We start from the raw sequence: 16,186 nt of genomic DNA, 5'->3' as shown, positions 1-16,186 counted from the left end.
TATTACATCGATTGGACGCCCCATGAAAATCGCTTTTCTCGCCGACCCGCTGTCCGGATTCAAGATTTACAAGGATTCGACCTTCGCCATGATGCGCGAGGCGGCCCGGCGCGGTCATGCCCTGTACTTCTTCGAACAGCGCGACATGGTGCTCGAAGAAGGCATCGTCAGCGCGCGCGTGATGCAGATCCACCTGACGGGCGAGCCGGATGTCTGGTACACGGCCGATACTGCCGTCGACGTGAAGCTGTCCGAGTTCGACGCGATCATCGAGCGCAAGGACCCGCCGTTCGACATGGAATACGTCTACGGCACCTACCTGCTCGAACTGGCCGTGCGCCAAGGCGCCTGCGTGATCAACAGCCCGTCGGCGATCCGCGATCACAACGAAAAACTGGCGATTGGCCAGTTCAGCCAATACACGTCGCCAACGATGGTCACGTCGGATGAAGCGCGCCTGCGCGCCTTCCACGCCAAGCATGGCGACGTGATCTTCAAGCCGCTCGACGGCATGGGCGGCGCCGGCATCTTCCGGGTCAAAAGCGACGCGCTCAATCTGGGTTCGATCATCGAGACGCTGACGGCCAATGGCCGTTACACGATCATGGCCCAGAAATTCATCCCGGCGATCGACAAGGGCGACAAGCGCGTGCTGGTCATCGGCGGCAAGCCGGTGCCATTCGTGCTGGCGCGGATTCCGCAAAACGGCGAAGTGCGCGGCAACCTGGCCGCCGGCGGCATCGGCGTGGCGCAGCCGATCAGCGAGCGTGATCGCGAGATCGCCGAAGCCCTCGGCCCGTTGCTGGCCGAGCGTGGCCTGTTACTGGTAGGATTGGACGTGATCGGCGAGAACCTGACCGAAGTGAACGTGACCAGCCCGACCTGCTTCCAGGAGATCTTCGACCAGACCGGTTTTGACGTGGCCGCGATGTTCATCGACGCGGTTGAACAGAAAGTACTTGGATAACGACATGGTAGGCATTCTGCTCCTGACCCACGCACCTTTGGGCCAGGCATTCATCGCCGCAGCGACGCACGTGTTTCGCGGCCCCACCGAGCGCGTCGAGGCAATCGACGTGACCGCTGACCAGGATATCGGCCAGATCAACTGCCTGGCCAAGGAGGCCATCGCGCGCCTGGACGACGGCGACGGCGTCCTGGTGATCACCGACGTCAAGGGCGGCACGCCGTCGAACTGCTGCAATTCACTGGCCGACGCGGGCCACGTGGAAGTCATCGCCGGCATCAGCCTGCCGATGCTGCTGCGCGCGATCACCTACCGGCGCGACTCGCTCGACGTGGTCGTCGAGATGGCGCTGGCCGGCGCGCAGAACGGGGCAGTGCGGGTGGATAACCGGATCCGGGTTGGCTAGGGCAGGCGGCGATGGCGTTGGCAATGGCGATGCGTGCGAGGAGATACCGGGCGCAGTCAGACACATTACAAAAAAGATAAAGCGACTATGATTCAACAAGAACTCGAGATCATCAACAAGCTGGGCCTGCACGCACGGGCCTCCGCCAAGTTCACGCAAATGGCCGCCAGGTACAAGAGCGATGTCTGGCTCACCCGCAATGGCCGCCGCATCAATGCCAAGTCGATCATGGGTGTCATGATGCTCGCCGCCGGCAAGGGCGCCAAGGTCACGCTCGAAGCCGATGGCGCTGACGAAGAAGCCGCGCTGGCCGCCCTGACGGCGCTCGTCAACGACAAGTTCGGTGAAGGTGAATAATGCCGCGTGAAGCGGTCCCCTCGCGTTCAACGGATTCTTCCATGGCTTCCTTTCTCCTTCACGGCATTCCGGTTTCGCGCGGCATCGCGATCGGCCGCGCGCACCTGCTCACGCCGGCCGCACTCGACGTCAAGCATTACCTGGTCCCTGAAGAACAGGTCGAGGCCGAGGTGCGGCGGCTGCAGGATGCGATCGCCGCCGTCCACCACAATCTGCAGGAACTCTGGGCCGGCCTGCCGAAGGATGCCCCGACCGAACTGGGCGCCTTCATCGACGTACATGCGCTGATCCTGTCCGACCCGATGATCTCGGAAGCGCCACTGGACATCATCCGCGCGCGCCACTACAACGCCGAATGGGCGCTGGTGACGCAGATCGATGAGCTCTCGGCGCAGTTCGACGAAATCGAAGACCCCTACCTGCGCGAGCGCAAGTACGACATCCAGCAGGTCGCCGAGCGCGTGCTGAAGGTCTTGACCGGCACCGCGCTGAGCGTCGCGCCGGTGTTTGCCGACGAAGACCAGCCACCGCCGCAAATGATCGTCGTGGCCCACGACATCTCGCCGGCCGACATGCTGGCGTTTCGTGACCGTTCGTTTATCGGCTTTGTCACCGATGTCGGCGGCCAGAACTCGCACACAGCCATTGTCGCGCGCAGCCTGGATATCCCGGCAGTCGTCGGCATGGACCAGGCGTCGCGCCTGGTGGAGCAGGACGACTGGCTGATCGTCGACGGCGACGCCGGCGTCGTCATCTGCAATCCGAGCCAGCTGGTGCTTGAACAATACCGCGCGCGCCAGATCACGATGGCCAAGGCACGCAAGCGCCTGCTCAAGCTCAAGAAGACACCGGCCATCACGCGCGACGGCACCACGATCACGCTGCTGGCCAACATCGAACTGCCCGACGATTGTCCGGCCGCTCTCGAAGCCGGCGCCAATGGCGTGGGGCTGTTCCGCTCCGAATTCCTGTTCATGGGCCGCGGCGCGCAGGCGCTGCGCATCCCGGACGAAGAAGAACAGTTCGAGCAGTATCGCAAGGCGGTGCTGGCGATGAAGGGCCGCCCGGTCACGATCCGCACGCTCGACGTGGGCGCCGACAAGCCGCTCGACCAGACCGACCACACGGCGCTCAATCCGGCGCTTGGCCTGCGCGCGATCCGCTATTGCCTGGCCGAGCCGCAGATGTTTTTGGTGCAGCTGCGCGCGATCCTGCGCGCATCGGCCTTCGGCAAGGTGCGCATCCTGATCCCGATGCTCGCGCACGCGTTCGAGATCGACCAGACGCTGGGCATGATCGAGCAGGCCAAGATCCAGCTGCGCGACGAGAAGATCCGCTTCGACGAAGGCATCGAAGTCGGCGCCATGATCGAGATTCCGGCTGCCGCGCTGGCGTTGCCGCTGTTCGTGCGCCGCATGGATTTTTTGTCGATCGGTACCAATGACCTGATCCAGTATCTGCTGGCGATCGACCGCGTCGATTACGAAGTGGCGCACCTGTATAATCCGCTGCACCCGGCGGTGCTGCAGCTGATCGCCTCGACCATCGCCACGGGCCACAAGGCCGGGCTGGATGTAGCGGTGTGCGGCGAGATGGCCGGCGACGTCAAGCTCACGCGCCTGCTGCTGGGCATGGGCCTGCGCGAGTTTTCGATGCACCCGGCGCAGCTGCTGGCGGTGAAACAGGAAATTCTGAATACCGATCTTGGCGTGGTCACGACCCGTACCCGCCGCATCCTGCGCGCGATGGAGCCGGGTGAAATCGCCAGCGCCGTCGAGCAGTTGCAGACCCTGTGAGTCGCGCGCCGTTGCCATGCCCGGCAACGGCCCGACCACCGCATCATCAATCAAAGCACACAGTCCCATGGGATCTCTAGGAATAGTCACACCGCAGGCGATGCACTTCGCAGAGCCGCTGCGCCTGCAAAGCGGCGCCCAGCTCAGCAACTACACGCTGATGTATGAAACCTATGGCACGCTCAACGCCGACAGGTCCAATGCGGTACTGGTCTGCCACGCGCTGAATGCATCGCACCACGTCGCCGGCCAGTATGACTCGCCCAAGAGCGCGGGCTGGTGGGACAATATGGTCGGCCCGGGCAAACCCGTGGACACCGACCGCTTCTTCGTCATTGGCGTAAACAACCTGGGCTCGTGCTTCGGCTCGACCGGCCCGATGCATGTCAATGCCGCCACTGGCAAGCCGTATGGCGCGAGCTTTCCGCTGGTGACCGTGGAAGATTGGGTAACCGCGCAGGCGCTGCTGGCCGACCGCCTCGGCATCGACCGCTTTGCCGCCGTGATGGGCGGCTCGCTGGGCGGCATGCAGGCCCTGTCGTGGAGCATCAAGTTCCCCGAGCGCCTGCGCCACTGCATCGTGATTGCGTCCACACCGAAGCTGTCGGCCCAGAACATCGCCTTCAACGACGTCGCGCGCCAGGCGATCCTGACCGACCCTGATTACCATGGCGGCGACTTCTACGAACATGGCGTGGTGCCGAAGAACGGCCTGAAAGTGGCGCGCATGATCGGCCACATCACGTATCTGTCGAACGACGACATGGCCGAGAAGTTCGGGCGCAAGCTGCGCAACGCGGCCGAGACGAATGACTACAACTTCGACTTCGGCGTGGACTTCGAGATCGAATCGTACCTGCGCTACCAGGGCGACAAGTTCTCGGAATACTTCGACGCCAATACCTACCTGTTGATCACGAAGGCGCTCGATTACTTCGATCCGGCGCGCGAGTACGATGGCGATCTCGAAAAGGCACTGGCCGGTACGCAGGCGCAGTTCTTGATTGCGTCATTTACGACCGACTGGCGCTTCTCGCCCGAGCGCAGCCGCGAGATCGTCGAAGCCCTGATCAGCAACCGGCGCCGCGTGACCTACGCCGAAATCGACGCGCCGCACGGCCACGATGCCTTCCTGCTCGACGATGCCCGCTACATGAACGTGGTGCGCGCGTACTACAACCGCATCGCGCTTGAACTGGCGCCAGGCGCCGTCACCACCGCCACGGAGGCCGCATGAATTTCGCCGACCTCAATACGCTGCGGCCCGACCTGGCCTTCATCGCGCACTGGGTGGGCGAACGCGCCCACGTGCTCGATGTCGGCTGCGGCGACGGCGCCATGCTGCGCTACCTCGAATCGGGCAAGCGCTGCTCGGGCTACGGCATCGAGATCGCCGACGACAAGGTCCTGGAAAGCACCGCGCGCGGGATCAACGTGATCCAGCACGATATGGAAAAGGGCCTGGGCCTCTTTGGCGACAACACGTTCGACACCGTGCTGTGTCTGAACTCGCTGCAGATGATGCAGCATGTCGAGGGCCTGCTGCGCGACATCGTGCGCGTCGGCCATGAGGCGATCGTCTCGTTCCCGAACTTTGCCCACTGGCCGCACCGCCTGGCGCTGCTGCGCGGGCGCATGCCGGTTTCGCGCGCGCTGCCGTATCAGTGGTACGACACGCCGAACGTGCGCTGCGCCACGATCTACGATTTCCAGGAACTGGCGGTCGAATGCGGCCTGGAAGTGCTGGAATGCGTGGCGCTGGCCGACGGCAAGGTGGTCAAGTTTCTGCCGAACCTGCGCGGCAGCATGGCGGTCTTCCGCCTGCGTAAAAAAGCGCCGCCGGCAGTGTAAGGCGGGGCAGGTTGCGACTTATGTGCGTTGGCGGCTTGAGCTGGGCCGGTACATACGGCATGATCACGTCGATTCTGCGCGGGCGCTGCCCATTTATAACCAATTTTACGAGGCAGGCTGCCAACAATAGCCTGCCGGAGCCATGATGAAACTGAAACAACTCGCCGTTTGTCTGACCCTGTTCGCCGCGACCGGCCTGGCCACAGCGCAGGAGGCCGGCGTCGTCGTCCAGGATGGCATCGAGGTCAAGCCGCTCTCGCGCATGCGCGTGCTCGCGCCCGAAGAGCAGGTCAACGAGGCCGCGCGCCTGCAGTACACCGAGATGATGAGCCAGGCCAAGGAGAAGGGCTTGCTGGCGCCAACCAGCGACCCGCAACTCAAGCGCCTGCGCACGATCGCCCAGCGCATCATCCCGTTCACGCCGCGCTGGAATCCGGTGGCCAGCAAGTGGGACTGGCAGGTTAACCTGATCCAGGCTGACGAGGTCAACGCGTTCTGCATGCCGGGTGGCCGCATTGGCTTCTACACCGGCATCCTCACCAAGCTGCAGCTGACCGACGACGAAGCCGCGGCCATCATGGGCCACGAGATCGCGCACGCACTGCGCGAACACGGGCGCGAGCGCCTGGCCAAGTCCAACGTCACCGCGCTGGGCGCGCGTGTCGGCGGCGCGCTGTTGTCGGGCATCTTCGGCGTCGATCCCAACCTGACTGCTACCGCGGCCAATGGCCTGGGCAGCATGCTGGTGCTGAAATTCTCGCGCGACGAAGAGCGCGAGGCCGATCTGGTGGGCCTGGATATCTCGTCGCGTGCCGGTTACGATCCGCGCGCCGGCATCGTCCTGTGGCGCAAGATGGCCACGCTGAACCAGAGCGCGCCGATGGAAATCCTGTCGACCCACCCGGGCGGCGACACCCGCATCAAGGACATGGAAGCGCACATGAACGTGCTGCTGCCGCTGTATGCGCGTGCCAAGAAGACGACGGTTGCCAAGCTGCCTGCCTACAAGAGCACTGCGCTGAATTGAGGCGTTGATGGGCAGTAGCGCCAGGGGCCGTCAGGCCGAAGCCAATGCACTCGTCCCGCTGCCCCTGCGCGACGGCGTCGCGCCCAGCTACCTGTGGCTGACCGAGACGCGCGCCGGCGGCATGCTGCGCTTTTTGTGCGAGCGCTTTCCCGACGTGCCGATGCAATCCTGGGCGGCGCGGCTGGGACGCGGCGAGGTCGTTGACGCGAAGGGCGCGCGGGTGGCGTTCGACACGCCAGTGCGCCAGGGCATGCGCATCTGGTACTACCGCGAGCTCGAAGTGCCCGAGGTGCCCATCCCGTTCCAGGAGGCGGTGCTGTTCCAGGATGACCACATCCTGGTCGCCGACAAGCCCCATTTTTTACCGACGATTCCGAGCGGGCGCTTCTTGAGGGAGACGCTGCTGGTGCGCCTGAAGCGCACGTACGATTTGCCGCACCTGGTGCCGATCCACCGGCTCGATCGCGAGACGGCGGGCGTGGTGATTTTCTCGCACAATCCTGCCTCGCGCGGCGCTTACCAGTCGATGTTCCAGAAGCGGGTGGTCACCAAGACCTATGAAGCGATCGCGCCGCTGCTGCAAGGGCGCACGCTGCCGTTCACGTACCGCAGCCGCATGCAGGATGCGGCGCAGTTCTTTCTCAGCGAAGAAGTGGCGGGCGAACCCAATTCGGAAACCCTGATCGAATTGATCGAGGGGCGCGGGCCGCTCGCGCGCTACCGGTTGCATCCGCACACGGGGCGCAAGCACCAGCTGCGCCTGCACCTGGCGTCGCTCGGTGCGCCGATCGTCGGCGACAGTTTCTATCCGGTGGCGCGGCCCTGCGGCAGCGACGATTTCAGCGCGCCGCTGCAGTTGCTGGCGCGCGCCATCGCGTTCGACGATCCGCTCACGCGCCAGCCGCGCAGCTTTGCCAGCCGCTTCGATTTGCGCTGGCCGGTGTGATTACAGGTCGTAGTCGATGATGAGCGGGGCGTGGTCCGAGAACTTCACGTCCTTGTAGACCGAGACGGCTTTCGCGCGCGCCGCGATGCCGGGCGTGGCCACGTGATAGTCGATGCGCCAGCCGACGTTCTTCGCATAGGCCTGGCCGCGGTTGCTCCACCATGTGTACTGGTCGGGGCGCGCATCCAGGCCGCGGTGCACATCGACCATTCCCAGCTCGTCGAAGATGCGCGTCATCCATGCGCGTTCTTCCGGCAGGAAGCCTGAATTCTTCAGGTTTCCCTTCCAGTTCTTCAGGTCGATCTCCTTGTGCGCGATGTTCCAGTCGCCGCAGATGACAACTTCGCGGCCCTCGGCCTGCAGTTCCTGCAGATGCGGCAGGAAGACTTCCATGAAGCGGAACTTGGCCAGCTGGCGCTCGGGCGACGAGGAGCCGGATGGGCAGTAGACCGAGATGACCGTCAGGTTGCCGTAGTCGCAGCGCGTGTAGCGGCCTTCGGCATCGAACTCCAGGCACCCGAAACCGATGCGGTGCTGGTCGGGTTCCGTGCGGCTGTAGACGCCGGTGCCCGAGTAGCCTTTTTTCTCGGCGTAGTGGAAGCGCCCGTGGTAGCCGTGCGGGCGCAGGAAATCTTCGGTCATGTCGGCTTCCTGGGCCTTGAGCTCCTGAACGCAGATGTAGTCGGCGTCCTGCGTGGCCAGCCAGTCAAAGAAGCCCTTCTTGTGGGCGGAGCGGATACCGTTGAGGTTTGCGGAGATGATTCGTGGCATGAAGATGGTCAGGCAGGTGGAAGAGGGCAGAGCGCAGCGGGAAGCGCGTCGTCAGCCGGCAAGTGTAGCGTGTTTTGATGCTGCCCGTCATGCCCTCGATCTGTTGCTTTATGGGGACCGTTCGTGATAAATGGAAACGATCTGGTATACTGCCGGTCCCCTGCGTGTCGATGGCACGCCGCACTTTCTTCTTCCCGACCCCATGAACATTAACAAACCGCTCCCTGCGGACGTCGTCGCTATTCCCGTGCGCGAGCACGATGACGCCACGGCCGCCGAACTCTACGATTTCGTGGAGAACGCCGTCGAAGGGCTGCACCGCGTCGGCCCCGACGGCACCATCCTGTGGGCCAACCGGGCCGAATTGCAGATGCTTGGCTACGGCTGGGAAGACTACGTCGGGCGGCATATCGCCGACTTTCACGAAGACCCGGACACGATCGACTTCATCCTGCGCACGCTGCTGGCGGGCGAGGCGCTGTACGACCAGCCGGCGCGTCTGCGCTGCAAGGATGGCTCGATCAAGCACGTGCTGATCCACTCGAACGGGCATTTCGTCGACGGCCAGCTGCGCTACACGCGCTGCTTCACGCGCGACGCGTCCGAACGCCACGAGCGCGACCAGGCGCTGGCGCAGCGCGACGCCATGCTGATGGCCGCACCGGTCGCGGCGGCGCTGTTGATGGGACCCGAGCTGCGCTTCCGGCTGGTGAACAACCGCTACCGCGACCTGATCGACACCAGCAGCATGCTGGGCCAGACCTTCGACGAAGCGTTCCCGCATCTGGGCGGCGCCGGTGTGGCGGAGGCGGTCGCCCGCGTGTATGCCAGCGGCGTGTCGTACCAGGCCGAGGAGCTGTCAGTCACGCGCCTGGATGCAGATGGCCAACCGGTCGAGCGCTTCTTCAAGTTCAGCCTGGAGCCGCTGCTGGACCTGGACGGCCGGCCAGAAGGCGTGATCGTGGTTGCGGTCGACGTGACCGAGCACGTACGCAACCGCCTGGCAATCGAGCACGCGGCCCGCGAGCGCGAGCAGCTGCTGGTCGACCTGGGCGCGGCCAGCCAGGCCAAGGATGAATTCCTGGCGATGCTGGGCCACGAGCTGCGCAATCCGCTCTCGCCAATCGTCACCGCGCTGCAACTGATGCGCATGCGGGGCGACGGTGCGTACGGCCGCGAGGGCGAGATCATCCAGCGCCAGGTCGACCATCTGGTGCGGCTGGTGGACGACCTGCTCGACGTCTCGCGCGTCACGCGCGGCAAGATCGAACTGAAGGTCGAGCAGGTCGAGATGGCGCAGGTGACGGGCCGCGCGCTCGAGATGGCGAGCCTGCTGGTCGAGCAGCGCGGTCACCATCTCGAGGTCGACGTCGAGCCGGGCCTGGTGTGGGAAGGCGATCCGGCGCGGCTGGTGCAGGTGGTGTCGAACCTCTTGACCAATGCCGCACGCTACACGGAACCGGGCGGCCGGATCTGGCTACGCGCACGGCGCGACAGCGCGGACATGGTCGAGATCAGCGTGCGCGACACGGGCATCGGCCTGGCGCCCGAGATGCGCGAGCAGGTGTTCGAGCTGTTCTTCCAGGGCAAACGCAGCATCGACCGCGCCGAGGGCGGGCTCGGAATCGGGCTGGCGCTGGTCAGGAACATCGTCGAGCTGCATGGCGGCACTGTCGAAGCGCGCAGCGCAGGGCGGGGCCTGGGCAGCAAGTTCGTGGTGCGCCTGCCGCTGCACGGCGTGGCAGGGCTGGCCGTACCGGTGGCCGTTGTGGCCGCGCCGGCCACCGACAGCGCGCCGCAGCGCGTGCTGGTGGTGGACGACAATGCCGACGGCGCCAATACGCTGGCGCGCCTGCTGACGGCGCACGGGCACACGGTCGAGGTGTATCACGATCCGGTAGCGGCGCTGGCAGAGGTTGAACGCTTCCGGCCCGACGTCGCGCTGCTCGACATCGGCCTGCCGGTGCTCAACGGCTACCAGCTCGCCGCGCGGATCCACGCGCTGCCGGCAGGGCGCCTGTGCCGGCTGGTCGCACTGACCGGATACGGCCAGGCCACGGACCGCGCGCGCAGTCAGGCCAGCGGCTTCGCGGCGCACATGGTCAAGCCGATCAGCGGGGCCGAAGCGCTACGGGTCGTCGCCGGCAAGGCCGTGAGCGATTAAAATAGCCGCTTTCGACATCCAGGGAGAAGTACATGACTGATCTGCGCCAGCAATTCATCGGGTTTTCGGTCGAGGCCGAAGTATTGAAGTTCGGCCAATTCACGACCAAGGCCGGGCGCCTGTCGCCATACTTCTTCAACGCCGGCCTGTTCCACGACGGCGCCACGCTGGGCAAGCTCGCCCAGTTCTACGCACAGACGCTGCTTGACTCGGGCGTCGAATTCGACATGCTGTTCGGCCCGGCCTACAAAGGCATCACGCTGGCCTCCGCGACGGCAGTGGCCCTGGCCGCGAAAGGCCGCGACACGTCGTACGCGTACAACCGCAAGGAAGCGAAGGACCACGGCGAAGGCGGCACCATCGTCGGCGCCAAGCTGCAGGGCAAGGTCGTGATCATCGACGACGTGATCAGCGCCGGCACGTCGGTGCGCGAATCGGTTGCCATGATCCGCGCCGCCGGCGCCGAGCCAGCCGCTGTGTTGATCGCACTGGACCGCATGGAGCGCTCGGGCGCCGACGACGCACTCTCCGAGCAGTCAGCCGTACAAGAAGTCTCGCGCGAATTCAACATCCCGGTGATCTCGATCGCCAACCTCGCCGACCTCTTCACCTACCTCGACACCCACACCGCCGACCCCCGCCTGGCGCAACACAAAGACGCCGTCTCCGCTTACCGCACCCGCTACGGCATCCAAAAGCAATAGCCCAACAATTAGGGTCAGAGTAGATTTGTTGGGCAATTACCCAATGTTGTCAAACAATTCGACTCTGACCCTAATTTAGATTGGCGGAAACTCTTGTAAATTAATGAGGGTCAGAGTCGACTTATTGGGCAATTACCCAATGTTGTCAAACAATTCGACTCTGACCCTCATTGTTTATGTGCTTGCAGGAATCGATTTATTTTCCGCTTGGAATATCGCTAATCAATTTGATCACTTAAACAGGAATCGGACCAGCTTTCCTGCTTTGCGGACAGTTTGGGCCAGCCAAACAAATAGGGTCAGAGTCGAATTATTGGGCAATTGCTCGCGGTTGCCCGATAAGTGGGGACAGAGTCACTAGGCTGGGCAATTACCGCGGGTAAAAATGAATCAGGGTCAGCGTCGCATTGCTGGCAATTGTGGGCAATTGCTCAATAATTCGACTCTGACCCTAATTGGGAGGAAGGGTTAGCTGGTCAGCTTTTTCTTCAGCAGTTCGGTGACTTGCGCTGGGTTGGCTTTGCCTTTGGAGGCTTTCATTGCCTGGCCGATCAGCGCGTTGATCGCTGCTTCTTTGCCGGCGCGGTATTGTTCGACGGATTTGGCGTTGGCGGCCAGGACCTCGTCGACGATCGCTTCCAGTGCGCCCGTATCCGAGATCTGTTTCAGCCCCTTTTGGTCGATGACCGTGTCGGCCAATCCCTCTTCGTCCAATTTGGCGTCCCACATTGCGGCGAAGACTTCTTTTGCGGCCTTGTTCGAGATCGTGCCGTCGGCGATGCGCTTGAGCAGCAGCGCCAGTTGCGCGGCGCTCACTGGCGAAGCCTGCAGCTCGACGCCTTCGCGGTTCAGTGTCGACGACACGTCGCCCATCATCCAGTTGGCGGCCGATTTCGCGTTTTCCTTGCCGGCTTTTGCCACCACCGCTTCATAGTACGTCGCCATCGTCTGCGACGACGTGAGCACCAGGCTGTCGTATTCCGGCAGGCCGTATTCGCCCGTGAAGCGGGCGCGCATGGCGCCTGGCAGTTCCGGCATCTCCGCTTTGACGCGCTCGATCCAGTCCTGGCCGATCGCCAGCGGCGGCAGGTCAGGGTCGGGGAAGTAGCGGTAATCCTGCGCGTCTTCTTTTGTCCGCATCGAGCGCGTTTCCTTGCGGTCCGGGTCCCACAGGCGCGTGGCCTGGATCACCTTGCCGCCGTCTTCGATCAGTTCGATCTGGCGCCGCACTTCGTAGTGGATCGCTTCTTCCATGAAGCGGAACGAGTTCAGATTCTTGATTTCGCAGCGCGTGCCGAATTCCTGCTGGCCGACCGGGCGCACCGAGACGTTGACGTCGCAGCGGAACGAACCCTCCTGCATATTGCCGTCGCACACACCCAGCCACATCACCAGCGAGTGCATCGCCTTGGCATACGCCACCGCTTCGGCGGCGCTGCGCATTTCAGGTTCGGACACGATTTCCAGCAGCGGCGTACCGGCGCGGTTCAGGTCGATCCCGCTCATGCCCGCATAGTCTTCGTGCAGCGACTTGCCCGCGTCTTCCTCGAGGTGGGCGCGGGTCAGGTTGACCGTCTTCATTTCGAGCTTGCCGTCTTTTTCGTAGGCGAAGGACAGCGTGCCGCCCTGGACCACCGGATCGGCGAACTGGCTGATCTGGTAACCCTTCGGCAGGTCGGGATAAAAGTAGTTCTTGCGCGCGAAGACCGACTCCGGCGCGATGGTGCCGCCGACCGCCAGGCCGAAACGGATCGCGCGTTCGACCGCGCCGCGGTTCAGCACCGGCAGCACGCCTGGCAGCGCCAGGTCGACCGGGCTGGCCTGCGTGTTCGGCTCGGCGCCGAAACGGATCGCGCTGCCGCTGAAGATTTTCGATTGGGTCGTGAGCTGCACGTGGTTCTCAAGACCGATGACGACTTCCCATTGCATAGTGTTCTCTCTTTGTTCTGTGTCGGCGCGAATCAAACGCCGTCCGGCGTGCGCGTATGCCAATCGGTCGCGAGCTGGTACTGGTGCGCGATGTTGAGCAGCTTGGCTTCGGCGAAGTAGTTGCCGATGATTTGCAGGCCGACCGGCCGCTTGCCATTCTTCTCGCCGGCGCCGAAGCCACACGGGATCGACATGCCGGGCAGGCCCGCCAGGCTGGTCGAGAGCGTGTAGATGTCGGCCAGGTAGTTCGCCACCGGATCGTTCGACTTGGCGCCCAGATCCCACGCCACGGTCGGCGCGACCGGGCCCATGATCACGTCGCACTTGTCGGCAAACGCAGCCTGGAAGTCGTCGGCGATCAAACGCCGGATCTTCTGCGCCTGCACGTAATACGCATCGTAGTAGCCGTGGCACAGCACATAGGTGCCCACCAGGATGCGGCGCTTGACCTCCGTGCCGAAACCTTCGGCGCGGGTTTTGCGGTACATGTCCTGCAAATCCTTGTACTCGCTGGCGCGGTGGCCGTAGCGCACACCGTCAAAGCGCGACAGGTTCGACGAGGCTTCGGCTGGCGCGATGATGTAATAGGTCGGGATCGACAGCGCGGTCTTTGGCAGCGAGATGTCCACCAGCGTCGCGCCCAGTTTCACGAACTGTTCGAGCGCCGCGCGCACGGCGGCTTCGACGTCGCTCGCCAGGCCTTCGCCGAAATACTCGGCCGGCACGCCGATGCGCAGCCCGGTCAACGGGTGCTCCAGCGCGCGTGTGTAGTCTTCCGCGACGTTGCCCTGGTCGACCGTGAGGCTGGTCGAATCGCGCTCGTCGAAGCCGATCATTTCATTGAGCAGCAACGCGCAATCCTCGGCGCTCTGGGCGATCGGGCCGCCCTGGTCGAGCGACGAGGCAAACGCGATCATGCCGAAGCGCGATACGCGCCCGTACGTTGGCTTGATGCCGGTGACGCCGCAGAACGCGGCCGGTTGGCGGATCGAGCCGCCGGTGTCGGTGGCGGTGGCCGCCGGCGCCAGGCGCGCAGCGATCGCCGCCGCCGAGCCGCCCGAGGAGCCGCCCGGCACCGCCGTCGTATCCCAAGGATTCTTCACTGCGCCGTAGGCCGAGTTTTCATTGGCCGAGCCCATCGCGAATTCATCGAGGTTGACCTTGCCCAGCGTGACCATGCCGGCATTGCGGAAGCGCTCGACCACGGTGGCATCGAACGGGCTGACGTAGCCCTCCAGCATCTTCGAGCCGGCCGTCGTGCGCCAGTCGCGCGTGACGAAAATATCCTTGTGCGCGATCGGCACGCCGGTCAGCGGGCCGGCCGTGCCGTCGGCGAAGCGCACGTCGGCTTCGGCGGCCTGGGCCAGCGAGCGCGCGTGGTCCACGTGCAGGAAGGCGTTATGTTCGCTGGCGTCGATGCGGCCGAGGTAGTGGCGCGTCAGTTCCGTGCTCGAGATCTGCTTCGAGTGCAGGAGCGCGGACAGCTCCTTGAGGGTCTTGTTATGCATGTGCGTGTCGATTCTAAAAGCGGATTCGTGAGCGATTCAAAAGCCGGGATTACTCGATGACCTTCGGCACCAGATACAGGCCGTCCTGCGCTTTCGGGGCCGGCGCCTGGTAATCGTCGCGGTGGTTCTGTTCGGTCACCACGTCGTCGCGCAGGCGCAGCGGCAGGGCGAGGATCGCCGACAGCGGCTGGGCCAGTGGCGCCACGCCGGTGGTGTCGACCGCCTGCATCTGCTCGGCCAGCGCGAAAATGCCGTTCAGCTCGGTCAGCGCGATTTCGGCATCGGCCTCGTTCATTTCGAGCTGGGCCAGGTTGGCAATGCGTTTTACGTCAGATAGGGTCAAGGACATGGCAAGGTGGCGCGGCCAAGGCTACGCAGAATGTGATTAGGCGAATAAAGAATGTTAGCAAGTTGTCAGCGAACAGCATTTTAAAGTTGATAAAACCCTTCAAATATCGCGCAAACCGCTTGCAATTCGGTGGGGAAATCCACCTGTATTGGGCATGTAAACGACAAATTATAAGGTAGAATGGCGGGCTAATGCGTTGTCGTGCCGAAAGCTATGGCTCCCGCGCAATGAAAGTCCGCGGTGCCCTCGGTTGGCAGGTGCGGCACAGAATCCCCGATCAATGTTTAGGCGCACATTGATGCGCATCAGGACACCCATGTTTGGTTTTTTACGCAGCTATTTCTCGAACGACCTCGCCATTGACCTCGGTACCGCCAACACGCTGATTTACGTGCGTGGCCTGGGTATCGTGCTGGACGAGCCGTCGGTCGTCGCGATCCGCCAGCAGGGCGGGCCAAATGGCAAGAAGACGATTCAGGCGGTTGGCAAGGAAGCCAAGCAGATGCTGGGCAAGGTGCCGGGCAATATCGAGGCGATCCGCCCGATGAAGGATGGCGTGATCGCCGACTTCACCGTCACCGAACAGATGCTCAAGCAGTTCATCCGCATGGTGCACGAGTCCAAATTCTTCCGCCCGTCGCCACGCATCATCATCTGCGTGCCATGCGGTTCGACCCAGGTCGAGCGCCGCGCGATCCGTGAATCGGCGCTTGGCGCCGGCGCCTCGCAGGTGTATCTGATCGAAGAGCCGATGGCTGCGGCCATCGGCGCCGGCCTGCCGGTGTCGGAAGCAACCGGCTCGATGGTGGTCGACATCGGCGGGGGCACCACCGAAGTGGGCATCATCTCGCTGGGCGGCATGGTCTACAAGGGCTCGGTGCGCGTGGGCGGCGACAAGTTCGACGAAGCCATCGTCAACTATATCCGCCGCAACTACGGCATGCTGATCGGCGAACAGACCGCCGAAGCGATCAAGAAGGCGATCGGCTCGGCGTTTCCGGGTTCGGAAGTCAAGGAGATGGAAGTCAAGGGCCGCAACCTGTCCGAAGGCATTCCGCGCTCGTTTACCATTTCGAGCAACGAGATCCTCGAAGCGCTGACCGACCCGCTGAACCAGATCGTCTCGGCCGTGAAGAACGCGCTGGAACAGGCCCCGCCAGAGCTGGGCGCCGACATCGCCGAAAAGGGCATGATGCTCACCGGCGGCGGCGCGCTGCTGCGCGACCTGGATCGTCTGCTGATGGAAGAAACCGGCCTGCCGGTGCTGGTGGCCGAAGACCCGCTGACCTGCGTGGTGCGCGGCTCGGGCATGGCGCTGGAACGGATGGACAAACTCGGTTCCATCTTCTCGTACGAATAAGCCGCACGTGGTCTTCCAGGACGGGCAGGGCGTGCGGTCACAAGCTGCGCG

At 63.7% G+C, this 16,186-nt stretch carries 15 protein-coding genes; 11 read left to right on the top strand and 4 right to left on the bottom strand.

Going from position 1 to position 16,186, the window contains the following annotated elements; genetic code table 11:
• The first annotated feature begins 22 nt into the window (after nt 1-22).
• From gshB to NX775_RS14945, 8 genes are all read left to right on the top strand, one after another.
• Nucleotides 23-967, top strand: a complete 945-nt coding sequence (gene gshB / locus NX775_RS14980) for a glutathione synthase (RefSeq protein WP_258836714.1) — start codon at nt 23-25, stop codon at nt 965-967.
• Between the two features lie 4 nt (nt 968-971).
• A complete protein-coding gene (locus NX775_RS14975; protein WP_183556650.1) occupies nt 972-1,373 on the top strand; it encodes a PTS sugar transporter subunit IIA in 402 nt (133 codons plus the stop codon).
• Between the two features lie 87 nt (nt 1,374-1,460).
• Complete coding sequence (locus NX775_RS14970; RefSeq protein ID WP_258836713.1) at nt 1,461-1,730, top strand: HPr family phosphocarrier protein; 270 nt, start codon at nt 1,461-1,463, stop codon at nt 1,728-1,730.
• Nucleotides 1,731-1,771: 41 nt separating this feature from the next.
• Nucleotides 1,772-3,526 carry a phosphoenolpyruvate--protein phosphotransferase gene (ptsP, locus tag NX775_RS14965; RefSeq protein ID WP_258836712.1) on the top strand — a complete coding sequence of 585 codons (1,755 nt, stop codon included), beginning with the start codon at nt 1,772-1,774 and terminating at the stop codon, nt 3,524-3,526.
• A gap of 67 nt (nt 3,527-3,593) precedes the next feature.
• A complete protein-coding gene (gene metX, locus NX775_RS14960) occupies nt 3,594-4,763 on the top strand; it encodes a homoserine O-succinyltransferase MetX (protein ID WP_370660585.1) in 1,170 nt (389 codons plus the stop codon).
• Nucleotides 4,760-5,377: a methionine biosynthesis protein MetW gene (gene metW, locus NX775_RS14955; protein ID WP_183556659.1), complete on the top strand. Its 618-nt coding sequence runs from the start codon at nt 4,760-4,762 to the stop codon at nt 5,375-5,377. The genes metX and metW overlap by 4 nt, the downstream gene beginning before the upstream one ends.
• A gap of 145 nt (nt 5,378-5,522) precedes the next feature.
• Nucleotides 5,523-6,404 (top strand): M48 family metallopeptidase, encoded by an 882-nt coding sequence (locus NX775_RS14950; RefSeq protein ID WP_307732225.1) that lies wholly within the window; start codon nt 5,523-5,525, stop codon nt 6,402-6,404.
• Between the two features lie 7 nt (nt 6,405-6,411).
• Entirely contained in the window at nt 6,412-7,350 is a 939-nt protein-coding gene (locus tag NX775_RS14945) for a pseudouridine synthase (protein ID WP_258836709.1), read from the top strand.
• Here the strand turns inward: NX775_RS14945 and NX775_RS14940 are convergent, their stop codons facing one another.
• A complete protein-coding gene (locus tag NX775_RS14940; RefSeq protein ID WP_258836708.1) occupies nt 7,351-8,121 on the bottom strand; it encodes an exodeoxyribonuclease III in 771 nt (256 codons plus the stop codon). It abuts the gene before it with no gap.
• Nucleotides 8,122-8,323: 202 nt separating this feature from the next.
• Between NX775_RS14940 and NX775_RS14935 the strand changes: the two genes are divergently transcribed.
• On the top strand, nt 8,324-10,285 hold the full coding sequence (locus NX775_RS14935; RefSeq protein ID WP_258836707.1) for a hybrid sensor histidine kinase/response regulator: 1,962 nt from the start codon (nt 8,324-8,326) through the stop codon (nt 10,283-10,285).
• A 32-nt stretch (nt 10,286-10,317) separates the two neighbouring features.
• A complete protein-coding gene (gene pyrE, locus NX775_RS14930) occupies nt 10,318-10,989 on the top strand; it encodes an orotate phosphoribosyltransferase (RefSeq protein ID WP_258836706.1) in 672 nt (223 codons plus the stop codon).
• 468 nt (nt 10,990-11,457) lie between these two features.
• On the opposite strand, the gene gatB is transcribed toward pyrE, so the two are convergent.
• From gatB to gatC, 3 genes are read right to left on the bottom strand one after another with little or no spacing between them, the layout of a single operon-like run.
• Nucleotides 11,458-12,918 carry an Asp-tRNA(Asn)/Glu-tRNA(Gln) amidotransferase subunit GatB gene (gatB, locus tag NX775_RS14925; RefSeq protein WP_258836705.1) on the bottom strand — a complete coding sequence of 487 codons (1,461 nt, stop codon included), beginning with the start codon at nt 12,916-12,918 and terminating at the stop codon, nt 11,458-11,460.
• A 32-nt stretch (nt 12,919-12,950) separates the two neighbouring features.
• Nucleotides 12,951-14,426, bottom strand: a complete 1,476-nt coding sequence (gene gatA / locus NX775_RS14920) for an Asp-tRNA(Asn)/Glu-tRNA(Gln) amidotransferase subunit GatA (protein WP_258836704.1) — start codon at nt 14,424-14,426, stop codon at nt 12,951-12,953.
• A gap of 49 nt (nt 14,427-14,475) precedes the next feature.
• Nucleotides 14,476-14,775 (bottom strand): Asp-tRNA(Asn)/Glu-tRNA(Gln) amidotransferase subunit GatC, encoded by a 300-nt coding sequence (gene gatC / locus NX775_RS14915; RefSeq protein ID WP_183556676.1) that lies wholly within the window; start codon nt 14,773-14,775, stop codon nt 14,476-14,478.
• 316 nt (nt 14,776-15,091) lie between these two features.
• Between gatC and NX775_RS14910 the strand changes: the two genes are divergently transcribed.
• Nucleotides 15,092-16,135: a rod shape-determining protein gene (locus tag NX775_RS14910; protein ID WP_183556678.1), complete on the top strand. Its 1,044-nt coding sequence runs from the start codon at nt 15,092-15,094 to the stop codon at nt 16,133-16,135.
• The last annotated feature ends 51 nt before the right edge of the window (nt 16,136-16,186 follow it).

This window comes from Massilia aurea (genome assembly GCF_024753205.1).
GTDB classification, from domain to species: Bacteria; Pseudomonadota; Gammaproteobacteria; order Burkholderiales; family Burkholderiaceae_D; genus Telluria; species Telluria aurea.
Note: the sequence above shows the minus strand (reverse complement) of the source record. Positions and strands in the feature narration are given on the sequence as shown.